10 protein-coding genes are annotated in these 12,794 nt (G+C 59.6%); 3 read left to right on the top strand and 7 right to left on the bottom strand.

Annotation, left to right across the window (positions count from 1 at the left end; genetic code table 11):
• Positions 1-6 precede the first annotated feature (6 nt).
• The 6 genes from J3A65_RS20770 to motA form a co-directional block, all read right to left on the bottom strand.
• Positions 7-3,012 (bottom strand): ice nucleation-like protein, encoded by a 3,006-nt coding sequence (locus tag J3A65_RS20770; protein ID WP_209903178.1) that lies wholly within the window; start codon positions 3,010-3,012, stop codon positions 7-9.
• A gap of 658 nt (positions 3,013-3,670) precedes the next feature.
• Positions 3,671-4,822 carry a UDP-galactopyranose mutase gene (gene glf, locus J3A65_RS20775; protein WP_209903180.1) on the bottom strand — a complete coding sequence of 384 codons (1,152 nt, stop codon included), beginning with the start codon at positions 4,820-4,822 and terminating at the stop codon, positions 3,671-3,673.
• A 225-nt stretch (positions 4,823-5,047) separates the two neighbouring features.
• Entirely contained in the window at positions 5,048-6,085 is a 1,038-nt protein-coding gene (fliG, locus tag J3A65_RS20780; protein ID WP_062453820.1) for a flagellar motor switch protein FliG, read from the bottom strand.
• A 28-nt stretch (positions 6,086-6,113) separates the two neighbouring features.
• Positions 6,114-6,710, bottom strand: a complete 597-nt coding sequence (gene fliN / locus J3A65_RS20785; protein WP_062453819.1) for a flagellar motor switch protein FliN — start codon at positions 6,708-6,710, stop codon at positions 6,114-6,116.
• A 55-nt stretch (positions 6,711-6,765) separates the two neighbouring features.
• The gene (locus J3A65_RS20790; protein ID WP_192078242.1) at positions 6,766-7,704 is read right to left on the bottom strand and encodes a FliM/FliN family flagellar motor switch protein; all 939 of its coding nucleotides are present in this window, start codon (positions 7,702-7,704) and stop codon (positions 6,766-6,768) included.
• Positions 7,705-7,706: 2 nt separating this feature from the next.
• The gene (motA, locus tag J3A65_RS20795; protein WP_062453817.1) at positions 7,707-8,579 is read right to left on the bottom strand and encodes a flagellar motor stator protein MotA; all 873 of its coding nucleotides are present in this window, start codon (positions 8,577-8,579) and stop codon (positions 7,707-7,709) included.
• Positions 8,580-8,784: 205 nt separating this feature from the next.
• Between motA and flgF the strand changes: the two genes are divergently transcribed.
• From flgF to J3A65_RS20810, 3 genes are read left to right on the top strand one after another with little or no spacing between them, the layout of a single operon-like run.
• Positions 8,785-9,519, top strand: a complete 735-nt coding sequence (gene flgF / locus J3A65_RS20800) for a flagellar basal-body rod protein FlgF (RefSeq protein ID WP_062453816.1) — start codon at positions 8,785-8,787, stop codon at positions 9,517-9,519.
• An 18-nt stretch (positions 9,520-9,537) separates the two neighbouring features.
• The gene (gene fliI / locus J3A65_RS20805) at positions 9,538-10,929 is read left to right on the top strand and encodes a flagellar protein export ATPase FliI (RefSeq protein WP_062453815.1); all 1,392 of its coding nucleotides are present in this window, start codon (positions 9,538-9,540) and stop codon (positions 10,927-10,929) included.
• Between the two features lie 12 nt (positions 10,930-10,941).
• A complete protein-coding gene (locus tag J3A65_RS20810) occupies positions 10,942-11,487 on the top strand; it encodes a flagellar protein (RefSeq protein WP_174195621.1) in 546 nt (181 codons plus the stop codon).
• A gap of 143 nt (positions 11,488-11,630) precedes the next feature.
• Here J3A65_RS20810 and J3A65_RS20815 read toward each other — a convergent pair whose 3' ends face one another.
• Entirely contained in the window at positions 11,631-12,596 is a 966-nt protein-coding gene (locus J3A65_RS20815) for a flagellin (protein WP_062579095.1), read from the bottom strand.
• Positions 12,597-12,794: the final 198 nt, after the last annotated feature.

Raw genomic sequence — 12,794 nt, forward strand, 5'->3', positions numbered from 1 at the left:
TGGTCGTCAGACCGACGAGTATGCGGCAATGACAGCTGCGACCTGTTCGTCGCTCAGGGCCTGGATCTGACGCGAGTTCAGGGCATTGAGCTGTGTCGAGGCCAAGCCGGCAATGTCTTCTGTAGACAGGCCGGAGATGGACTTGGTGCTGATCGCGGCGATCTCGTCAGTCGAGAAGGCTGCAATTTCGTCGGTCGACATTGCGGCGATGCCGCCAGAGGTCAGACCGGCAATCTGCGAGCTGGTCAGTGCAGTAACCTGATCCAGGCTGAGCGCTGCAACCTGATCGGTTGACATGGCCGAGAGCACCTTGGAGCTCAGCGAACCGATGTCGGCCGTTTCGATTGCACCGATCGCGGCGGTGGACAGTGCCGAGATCTGCCTGGAGGTCAGCGCGCCGATCTGGGTGGAGCTGAGGGCTGCAACCGTATCAGTGCTCAGAGACGCGACCTGGTCGGTGGACAGGGCCGCAATCTGCTTGGAGCTCAGCGAACCAACGTTAGCGCTGAGAGCAGCAAGCTGATCCGTGGAGAGACCGGAGATTGCCTTCGTGCTGATGGCCGAGACTTCGTCAGTGGAGAAGGCTGCGATTTCGTCGGTCGACATGGCAGCGATGGCACCCGAGCTCAGGCCGGCGATCTGCGAGCTGGAGAGAGCCGTTACTTGATCGATACCGAGAGCTGCGACCTGGTCTGTCGACATAGCCGAAAGCTGCTTGGAGGTGAGGGCAACGACACTGGCGGTCGAGATTGCGCCGATCGCGTTGGTGGACAGAGCCGCGATCTGAGTGGACGTCAGTGCGCCGATCTGGTTGCTGCCGAGCGAAGCGATGACATCCGTGCTCATCGATGCAATCTGGGTAGTCGACATCGCCGAGATCTGCTTGGAAGTCAGGACAGTCACATCGGTCCCGAGGGCAGCCAGCTGATCCGTGGACAGGCCGGAGATTGCCTTGCTGCTGATGGCGGCGACTTCGTCAGTCGAGAAGGCTGCGATTTCGTCGGTCGACATGACAGCCATGGCACCCGAGCTCAGGCCGGCGATCTGCGAGCTGGAGAGAGCCGTCACCTGGTCGACATCCAGAGCTGCAACCTGGTCTGTCGACATGGCCGACAGCTGCTTGGAGGAAAGGGCAACGATGTTGTCTGTCGCGATTGCGGCGATAGCGGCAGTGGACAGAACTCCGACCTGCGTGGACGTCATTGCGCCGATCTGGCTGCTGCCGAGTCCGGCGATGACGTCGGTGCTCAGCGATGCGATCTGCGCGGTCGACATCGCCGAGATCTGCTTGGACGTCATGGACGTGACGTCGGTGCCGAGGGCAGTAAGCTGATCCGTGGACAGGCCGGAGATTGCCTTGCTGCTGATCGCGGCAAGTTCGTCAGTGGAGAAGGCTGCAATTTCGTCGGTCGACATGACAGCGATGGCACCCGAGGTCAGCCCTGCGATCTGCGAGCTGGACAGAGCCGTCACCTGGTCGACATCAAGAGCTGCGACCTGGTCTGTCGACATGGCCGAAAGCTGCTTGGAGGTGAGAGCAACGATACTGTCGGTAGCAATCGCTGCGATGGAGCCGGTCGACAGAACCGCAATCTGAGTGGACGTCAATGCGCCGATCTGGCTGCTGCCGAGCGATGCGATGACATCCGTGCTCAGCGATGCGATCTGGGTGGTCGACATTGCCGAGATCTGCTTGGAGGTCAGGACAGTCACGTCGGTTCCGAGGGCAGCGATCTGGTCGCTGGACAGGCCGGAGATTGCCTTGCTGCTGATGGCGGCGACTTCGTCAGTCGAGAAGGCTGCGATTTCGTCGGTCGACATGACAGCCATGGCACCCGAGCTCAGGCCGGCGATCTGCGAGCTGGAGAGAGCCGTCACCTGGTCGACATCCAGAGCTGCAACCTGGTCTGTCGACATGGCCGAGAGCTGCTTGGAGGTCAGGGCGGCGATGTTGTCTGTCGCGATTGCGGCGATAGCGGCGGTGGACAGAACTGCGACCTGAGTGGATGTCAGCGCGCCGATCTGGCTGCTGCCGAGTCCGGCGATGACGTCGGTGCTCAGCGATGCGATCTGGGCGGTCGACAGTGCCGAGATCTGCTTGGACGTCAAGGAGGTGACGTTGGTGCCGAGAGCGGTCAAGTCGTCAGTGGAAAGGCCTGCAATGGCCTTGGTGCTGATAGCGGCGAGTTCGTCGGTCGTGAAGGCTGCGATTTCGTCCGTCGTCATTGCGCCGATTGCGTCGGAGCCGAGGCCGGAGATCTGAGAGCTGGTCAGCGCGGTGGTCCGGTCGAGATCAAGTGCGGCGATCTGGTCGGAGGACATCGCGGAGAGCTGCTTGGACGTCAGCGAGGAGATGGTGTCGGTCGCGATTGCGGCGATCGCGGCGGTCGACATAACGCCGATCTGGCTGGATGTCAGCGCAGCGACCTGGTCGGAACCGAATGCAGCGATCGTGGTGGTGCTAAAAAGTGCGATCTGGTCCGTGCTGAGCGCCGAGACCTGCTTGGAGGTGAGGGCCGACACGTTGCTGCCGAATGCAGCGAAATCGTCGGCGTCGAGAGCGACGATAGCCTTGGTGCTGATGGCGGCAATTTCGTCGGTCGTGAAGCTCGCAAGTTCATCCGTCGACATCACGGCGAGCGACGCGGAGCCGAGAGCCGCGATCTGCGTGCTGCTGAGCGCGGTTACCTGATCGGCATCGAGAGCTTCGATCTGGGTGGAGTACATCGCGGCGAGCTGCGAGGTCGACAGACCCTGCACATTGCCGGTCGAAAGGACACCAAGCTGGTCGGTCGACATGCCCAGCACCGCAGCGGCCGAGATGGCGCTGATCTGTGCGGACGACATGACCTCGAAGTCGCCGGTTTCGATCGCAGCGATCTGCGACGATGAAAGTGCTGCGATCTGAGTGGAGCTCAGAGCGGCGACGTCATCCGTGCTCAGCGACGCAATCGTCGTCGTGGACATCGCCTTGATCTGGTTTACGCTTAGAGATGATACGATAGAAGTCATTATGTGCGCCCTCGGAGTTGGTTGATCACGTACGCATTCCCCTGTCCCTGGCTGCGTAATGAACGAACAGTTCCTACAGCGACCCAGGCGCGCAAAGGCGCCTGCCGGCAATCATGCCCACGTAGCCGGGCGCACTCAGCGACCACAACTCGGACCTCATGACGGACGAAACAATATCAAGTGAGACATGGCTCCTGCGAGCCTGCGTATTGGAAGGGCATCATGCTTCCAGAGCTGTTCGACAGCTCTGACCCCCTACGCCGGTGGCCGAGAAAGATTCCATACAAAGCCTCCCCGCGTTGCGTCTGACGCATGGGGGAATGGGACCTGTGTTTGAACTTTCGCGATCACTAAAGATGTAATGGAGTACCGCTTAATTTTGGGTTAATGCCGAGCGAGACTTCAGGAGTTTACTACGCCCGGCAAGAACTCAATGGAACCTGATTTGCCGGTTCACTGTCGCAGGAAGCAGCGACCTAAAGTTCCACTGAATTGGCGGTCTTTTCGTCAGCGACGAACAGCATCGCGCAATCGAACCGCAAGATATTGTCGACGCGACAAAGTATAGCGCGGCCATTTTCACCAATTCCGTTGCAGCCATCCGTTTCCCGCAAATCCGGGCAACCCTTCTTGCAGACTATGCCCTGTTACATCGGCTCTACGGATTAACGAAAAACGCTCCGAGCGCGCCTTTCCCCTGCAGGGCGTTGATATAGGCGTCCCCCGTGTCCAGGGCCTCGCGGATCGTCACGTCCATGTCGAGGTAGCGATAGGTCCCGAGCCTGCCGACGAATGTCACGTTCTGCTGCGTCCGGGCCAGCTCGACATAGCGCTCGAGCAAGGCCTTTTCGTCGGCCATGCGGATCGGATAGTAGGGGATGTCGCTTGGTCCGCAGGCGCGCGAATATTCCCGGTAGCAGATGCTCTTCTCATGGGTTTCCCAAGGCGAGAAATGCTTGTGCTCGGTAATGCGGGTATAGGGAATGTCGAGATCGCCGTAGTTCATCACGGCGCAGCCCTGGTGGTCGCCGTTGTAGCTGAAGCGGTCGAAATCCAGCGTCCGATAGCCTAGCCGACCCAGTTCGAAGTCGAAGTAACCGTCAAGCGGTCCCGAATAGAAGACATGGTCGAATGACGCGGCATCTGGCCGGGTGAAACGGGTCCCGAGCCTGACCTCGATGCGCTCGTGATTGAGAATGCGTTCAACCATTTCCGTATAGCCGTTCTCAGGCATGCCCTGAAAACGATGGAAAAAGTAGTTGTCGTCATAGTTGAAACGGACGGGCAGACGCTTCAAAATGCTGGCCGGCAGCTGGCTTGGCTCGCAGCCCCATTGCTTGACCGTGTAGCCCTTCAGGAACGCCTCATAGAGATCACGGCCGACGAATTTCAAAGCCTGCTCTTCGAACGTCTTCGGCTCACCGATGGACGTATCGGCCAGCGACGCGATGAACTCTCTTGCCTCGTCGGGTCGCAGCGTCTTGCCGAAGAACTGGTTGATCGTGTGCAGGTTGATCGGCAGCAGGAACACGCGCCCGCCACTGGTCGTCTTCACGCGGTTGACATAGGGCATGAAGGTCTGGAACCGGTTGACATAATCCCAGACCGGCTCATCGTCGGTATGAAAGATGTGCGGTCCGTAGACATGCACCATCACGCCCGTATCGCTGTCACGCTCGGTAAAACAGTTGCCGGCGATGTGGGCGCGCTCGTCGAGAACGACAGCGGAATGACCGGCCTCCGCAAGTTTCCTGGCGATGACGGCGCCCGACAATCCGGCTCCGACCAGCAATATGCGCTTATTCGACATCGATCTCTCCCAGTGGCATTCAGCATGTCGGCCCACGAAAGCGCGACATCTCCCCATACTCGTCCAGCTCGGCGAGCGCGAAAGCCTTAACCGATTCGCGGCGCTGCGAGCATAGTTTCCATCGTGTCCCGGCTATGCTTGACCGCATGCGAGACGGCGAAGGATAACAAAATGCCCGCACGAGGCGGGCATTTCGGTGTTGGATGCGTCCGGCAGCGGAGGCAATCAGGCCGCTTCGCTTGCCGGTGCTTCTTTTTCCTTGAGTTCGATCTGGCCGGAATTGGCAAGCCGGATCGCTTCCTGCGAGATCGCGCGGCGGGCAAGCGCCACTTCGCGCGGGTTGATCGTGCCGCCGGCGGCAAGATCCGATTCGACCATGCGGCGCTGGCGTGGGCTGAGGCAGACGAGCACGGATTCGCGCATCGGTGCCGACGAACCTTTCAGCGCCATCGTCAGGATGTCGCCCGCGATATCGTTGAGCAGGATGACACGGCTGCGCTGCGGCATGACCATGAGATCTTCGAACAGGAAGATCTTCGGGCGAACCTTCTGGGCTGCTTCCTGGCTGACCTGTTCCAGTGATTCGAGCAGGGAATCGACCTGCGGCTTTTCGAGCTGATTCATCAGGTCCGCGACCTTGACCGGGCCGGTCGAGTTCCGCTCGGCATCGATTTCGTTGACGAGATCGGCGATCCGCTTTTCGATGATCTGCACCGCCTGCGGATTGACGTTCTTCAGGTTCACCGCACGCTTCATGATGTCGGCACGCAGGCTTTCCGGCAGTTCGACCAGGATCTTCGCACCAAAGGCGGAAGGCAGCATCGAAAGGATGTAGGCGATCGTCTGCGGATGTTCGCGGCCGAGATACTTGCAGATGAACACCGGATCGGCGTCCTGAAGACGGTCCCAGAGACTGTCCTCGTAGGTCTGGAACGCGGTGCGTCTGCCGAGCAGGCCGTCGACCTCTTCCGGCGTCAGGCCTTCGTCGAGAATCTTTTCCATCGCCATGGCGTTGTCCATCAAACCTGTTCCTTCGGTGAACAGGTCTTCGAACTCGTTGACGAGAGTGGTCAGTTCGTCTGGCGGAATGGCGCGCAGGCTCTGCGCGGAGGCAATGATTGTCTGCAGTTCGGCTTGGGTAAAATACTTCAGCAGCTTACCTGCAACGCCCGTTCCCATTGCGAGCAGAACCGCAGCCGCTTTCTCTGCCTGAGAAAGCGGCTGGCCGGGCAGGTTGTCACTAAAGGTATCGAAGTCCATCATGGGCTTGTCCTAAAACGCTAAATTCATTTTAGCTCTTGGGAGCTCCTGACAATTCAGTGAGCTTTACGCCGAAGCGTGTATCGTCGTCTTCGAGAAGCGTGATTTCGCCGCGGGCGATCAGGCGACCGTTCACGGTGATATCGACCGGCTCGCCGATTTTCTTGTCGAGCGTGATCGTCGTGCCTTCCTTGAGGCTCATCAGACCCTTGACCGGCATGCGGCTTGAACCGAGCACGATCTGGACATCGATCGGAATGTCCAAGATGAGGTCATGATTGGCCTCGAGGCTTTCACCATGCGTGTCGGATCCGAAGCTCGGCATCGCACTTGCGCCACCACCAAAGCTGCTGGCTCCGAAGTCGGACTTGCCAAGGTCGCCACCACCAAAATCGCTGCCGCCGAAATCGGTCGAGCCAAAGTCGCTCGTTCCGAAATCCGTCGAACCGAAGCTGTCGCTGCCGAAATCGGAGGCCGGTGACGCGAACGGATCGGCCGACAGCAGCGTGCCGTCCTCGTCCGCCTTCAATGCGCCACGCAGGTCGTCGATCGCGTGTTCCAGATCCAGGCTGCTTGAAGCGATCGGATCTTCAGTCAGTTCGTTTTTGACGGTCGTTTTTCTAGCCATGATCTATTATCCACATCGAAACTTGTCTGAAGCTGCCGGGCGCGGAAGCGCCGCGTCAATTATCGAGAATTTTTTTGAGTATATTGCCGTCTGGAGAGACGTTGGATTTTATCTTTACGGAATAGCTGTCGCCGGACCGGCCGAACTCGCAGCGGTAGATCAGTTTCCCGTTCGCATCCATATCGACCCCAATGTCGCCGATGTCTTCGAACGGTATGGTATCACCAGGCTTCAATCTGGCAATTGAGCCAAGCTTGAGCGGCGTGAGCTTGATGCGCGCGCAAAGATCGATCTGCGAGCGCAGCACGTGATCGGCAACGGCGTCGGCCGGCGCCGGAAGACTGTTTGCCAGTTGTCCGGAAGGACGGGTGATCGTCGTCTTCAGCAACACGCTTTGCGGAATGACGATCACGACCTCACCCGTCAGCGATCCAAGCTTGACCTGAAGCCGGACCGCGGCTGCGAAACAGTCGGGTATCTCCAGCGACTGCCGGGCGTAGTCGGTGATCGGATAGCATGGCGACAGCACCGGCTCGAACTCCCCCTTGGGGCCGAGGCCGAGGCGAAGCACGCCCGCGATCCGCGAAACGAGCAGCGATGCGATATCGCCCTCGATAGACGTCAACGTGCGCGTGTCATCAGAAGGCTGGTCGGTATCGCCGAGCAGCTGCGCGATCATGGCGATCGGCAGGCTGTTCCGGGTGGCGATCACGAAATGGGTACACCAGTTGCGCTGACTGGCGCTGACAAGCGTGTAACCCGAGCCAAGCCCCGCGATGACCTGAGAGCGCAGACCGGAGACGTGGCCAGCATACTCGACGCCGATGTCGAGCTGCATTTCCTCCTGGACGACATCGCCGAGAAGCTGGCATTGCAGGGCCGCAACATCGCTGCAGCAATGGGCAATCGTCTTCACGTCACCCAGGCTGCCTGTCAGCCGCGCAAGGACGATCGGGTCGATCGGCTTAGTGACTTCGCTCGACGGATTGTTCATCGTTAGGCCGCCTTGCTCTCACCACCGGGGTTCATCATCTCCTGCTCGACGGCGTCGATCGAAGGACGATCGCCGTTGCCGATGGTCTTGCGACCGTATTCGAGAGCGACCTGCGGTACGGAGCCGTTCATGTAGGCGATGAGCGTCTGCTTGACGATCGTGTAGAGGCGATGCTGCTTTGTGCGGACGACCTTGATCTGCGAGGTCAGCGGATTGCAAACGCAGTAGGAGAGAATGATACCGAGCATGGTGCCGACCAGTGCGGCGCCGATCAGTCCGCCCAGGACCTCAGGCGACTCGTTGATCTTGCCCATGGCCTTGATGACACCGAGAACGGCGGCGACGATACCGATAGCCGGGAACGAGTCACCCATTGCGGTAATCGCATGATAGGGCTTGAGCTTGTCCGACAGCATCGTCTCCAGCTCTTCGTCCATCAGCGCTTCGATCTCGTGGCTGCGGGCGTTGCCGATGATGATCAGGCGAACATAGTCGCAGATGAACACGGTCAGCTGCTTGTTTTTTAGAACCGTCGGAGCCGTCTGGAAGATCGACGATTCCTGCGGATTGTCGATATGCGCTTCGATCTCGTTGCGCGGCTTGGTTCTGAGGTCGCGCATCAGTGCGTAGAGAACGCCGAGGATGTCGAGATATTCGCGCTCCTTGGGAACCGCGAACTTGAAGGCTTCACCCAGTGCCTTGCCGCTGTCTTTCACGACCTTGATCGGGTTGGCCATGATAAAGCCGCCCAGGCCTGCGCCGCCGATGATCACCAGCTCGAAAGGCTGGAACAGAACATTGAGATGGCCGCCCATGGCCATGAAGCCACCAAGCACGCAGCCAATAGTGATTATGAAACCCACAATGATCATCATTTTGATGTGTATCCGCCGTCATTAATGCAGCGGAACATCTAGGCGGGTAGCCTTGCGTGAAGCTGGCTATCGCAGCCTCTCCGCCGTTTCGCATTTTCGATCAGCTTCACACAAGCAACCCCTGTTTGAATGCGCACGAAGGCCGGTTCAGGCCGCTCGGCGATTCCTCGATGGTAGGAGCCGCTTCATCTCAGGAGATCCATCGATGCAATCTGGTATTTATGTTGGCCTGTCGGCCCAAATGGCGCTTGAGCGGCGGTTGACGACCGTCGCGGACAACATGGCCAACATGAACACCGTCGGCTTCCGGGCGACCGAAGTAAAGTTCGACCAGATGCTCGCCAAAATCGACAACAACATCTCCGCGTCGGTCTCTTTCGTGTCGCAGGGCAACGACTACCTCTCCACGAGATCGGGAGAACTGCAGCAGACCGGCAACCCTCTCGACTTTGCGGTCAAGGGTGACGCATGGATGGCGATCGATACGCCGGCGGGCCAGGTCTTGACCCGTGACGGACGCTTCACCATGGCAGACACGGGCGAACTCCAGTCGATCCGGGGCTATCCGGTTCTCGATGCCGGAGGTGGCGCCATCCAGCTCGACCGCAACGGCGGCCCGCCCTCGGTCGGCACCGATGGTCGCATCATGCAGGACGGCAGGATTGTCGCTTCGCTCGGCCTCTTCCAGGCCGATCTTTCCAAGGGCTATCTGCGCTATGAAAACAGCGGCGTCCTGCCGTCGTCACCGGCACAGCCGGTCGTCGACAACAGCGACGTCGGCGTCATGCAGGGCTTTATCGAGCAGTCGAACGTCAACGGCATCGGCCAGATGACCGAGCTGATTTCGATCAGCCGCAATTTTGAAAGCATTTCCTCGCTTCTCAGCTCCACAGACAGCAGCTTCACCGAGGCCATCAAGACCTTGGGCGGTAGCCAGTAAGCCGGAAAACGATCCCTCATGACCGCAAGTCAGACAGTTCACGGCCCGGCAAACAAGCTCGATCTCTTGGCAGCCCTTGTTGGGCGCCACACCGGGCCGGCCTTTGCGTTTGCACCGGGCGGCGTGGTCACCGCAATTTCCGCGACCTATTACACCGTCAGCGGCCTTTCGAAACATGTCAGGCTGGGCGACTTCGTCGAGCATTGCAGCAGTGTTGGTACGCATCTCGGCCAGGTGATCAAGGTCGAGTCCGACCAGGTTCATATCTGCCCGATCGAACCGGGAGAGCCGATCGGCATCCGTGACAGTGTTCTGCGCATCGGTGAGTTCAAGGTATCCCCGCATGACAGCTGGTGTGGTCGCGCCATCGATGCGCTGTGCCGGCCGATCGACGACCGCGGCCCGCTCGTGCAGGGCGACGTGGCGCGGTCGATCATGAGTACCGCGCCGCCATCCATGTCCCGCCGCCGTGTCGAGGAAGGTTTCCGTACCGGCGTCAAGGCGATCGATATCTTCACGCCGCTCTGCTTCGGCCAGCGCCTTGGCATTTTCGCAGGCTCGGGCGTCGGCAAGTCGACGCTCCTGTCCATGATGGCCGGCGCCGATGCGTTCGACCGCGTTGTGATTGCGCTGGTCGGTGAACGCGGCCGCGAGGTGCGCGAATTTATCGAAGACACGATGGGCGAGAACATGAAGAAATCGATCGCCGTGGTGGCCACCAGCGATGAAAGCCCGATGCTGCGCAAGATGGCGCCGCTGATCGCCATGACCATTGCCGAGCACTTTCGCGACAAGGGCGAAAACGTGCTGTTCATCGCAGACAGCGTGACGCGCTTTGCGCATGCGGTGCGTGAAGTCGCGATCGCCGGCGGCGAGTTGCCGATTTCGCGCGGCTATCCGGCGTCGGTGTTTACCGAACTGCCCAAACTGCTGGAACGGGCAGGGCCGGGCCTCGAAGACAGCGGCACGATCACCGCCATCATTTCCGTCCTCGTCGACGGCGATAACCACAACGATCCGGTCTCCGACTCCGCCCGCGGCATTCTCGACGGCCACATTGTGCTGGAGCGCGGTCTCGCCGACGAAGGTCGCTACCCGCCGATCAATCCCCTGTCGTCGATCTCGCGTCTCGCCCGAAAAGCCTGGACGCCCGACCAGGAGAAACTGGTCATGCGGTTGAAAACACTGATGCATCGCTTCGAGGAAACCCGCGATCTGCGCCTGATCGGTGGCTACCGGCAAGGGACCGATGCCGATCTCGACATGGCGGTGAGGCAGGTGCCCGCGATCTATGAAGTGCTGAAGCAGACGCCCGGCGACAAGCGCGTTGCCGACGCCTACGCGGAGCTGGCCATCGCGCTGCGCAATGTCGCGGCCCAAGGCCAGATGCCGGCTCTCAAGAGGGGTTGATGAGGATTGGGGATGAAATTCACGCAACGGCAGAAACTGGCAAAACGCTTCAAGAAGAAGTCGGACGAAAAGACCACGGCGGCAGACATCACGCTGAAGGGCGGCACGTTGTTGCTCGCCGTCGCCGCCGCCATGTTCCCGTGGTACGTCTTCCTCAACGAAGATAAGTTCGGCGTCAACGTTTCGGGTTGGGAGCAACTGCGCGACCTGCGCAGCTTCCGTCAGCGCGACGTGGTCGAAGTGCCGCCGATGTCGGTGGCCCGCAAACCGCCCGAGGACCCGACCGACCTGCTTGTAACGGCAACAGTTCCCAAGGCGGGCGCGGCCGATGCGAAAGGCGAGGACACGGGCACTCAGCAGCCGTTCCCTGGACGCTCCAGCTTCCGTCTTCTTCACGTCGCCAACGGACGCGCGATGATCGAGGACGATCGGGGAATGTACATTGTTCAGACGGGTTCGGTCCTGCCGGACAACAGCCGCCTGGCCGCGCTTACCCAGAAGAACGGCAAATGGGTGATCGTCACCTCCACCGGAGAAATGTACGAGAGCGCCCAGTAAGCAACTGGCAGCATAGCAAAAAGCTTCGGCACGTCCGTACGCTGCCCATCAAAGCTGTATCCAGCTTTGATGGGGTCAGTTCACCGGCGTCCGAGGCTTTTTATTGGGATAATTTCAGAGCCGTGGCGCTGAAGAGGGCCGCCCTACCTAAAGAGGGTCGCGAGGCTCTGCAGATGGGTATTGGCCATGCCGAGGATCTGGGACGAAAGCTCCTGCTGGGCCTGATAGGCGCTGACCTTGGTCGACTCCGCCTCCATGTCCGCATCGATGAGGTGCGAGATGCTCTTGTCAAACACGTCCGCCAGGCTCGAAACGAAGCTCGACTGGGTATCGATCCGGTTCGACATCGTCCCAAGCGTTGAACCGAGCGTCGTCAGCTTCTGCTGAATGTAGTTCATGACGTTGATCATGTCGTCGATGTCTTCGGACGTCGTCTCGTCGGTCAGTTCGATCGGGGAACCATCCGTGGCGATCTCCGACCCTGCGTCCAGCAGATAATACTGTTTGCCCGAGCCGGTTCCGTTCGAGGCAAGAGTACTCGGATCGATCGAGCTCGTAAGAAGCCCGCGGTTTGCATCGCCGGTATCGATCAGCGTGGAATTTGTTGCATCGAATGTCGCGTAGGACAGCGATACTGAACCCGACACACTGCGCTGGAAATAGGCCGGAACGGTCTTCGCGCCAGCGTCGGCCTCCGACGAGTTGTAAAGCCAGTTGTCACTCCCGAACGATGCGGATTTGATCAGTGACGAGAGGCTGGCCTTGAGATCGCTGATTGTGGCGTTGACGGCGCTCTGGTCGACACCGTCTTCCTTGGCGGTGGTCAGGTTGGCCACGATCTGGTCGGCAATATCGATCGACGATTCGACAGCGGAATAGGCGGCATCGACCTTTGCGGCGCCAAGACCGAGCGCATCGTTCACGCTGCTCAGAATTTTCGTGTCCGACGTCATCGAATTTGCGACCGACCAGTAGCTCGCATTATCCGCCGGGGAATTGATCTTGTAGCCGCTGGAGGTACGCTTCTGTGCCTCTTCCAGCGAATCACTGGTGAACAGCAGAGTCTGCAACGCACTCTGGATATAGCTGACGGAGATAGCGTCGGACATCAGGCATGATCCTTGAAAACTAAGGGATTTTGCCAAAACATCTGGCTGCGATCGAATGGCTTCATGCCCGCCTGGTCGAAGACGCAGGCCCATCGCTTTTGCAGCAATTTGTAAGCTTATGTTTAACAGAAAGTTAATTAGGCCTCAACGGTCGACCGGCAAAACCTCGTGCAACGGGTCCGCACCCACGCAGGATTC

It is taken from the genome of Rhizobium sp. PvP014, from assembly GCF_017876855.1.
Taxonomy (GTDB): domain Bacteria; phylum Pseudomonadota; class Alphaproteobacteria; order Rhizobiales; family Rhizobiaceae; genus Neorhizobium; species Neorhizobium soli.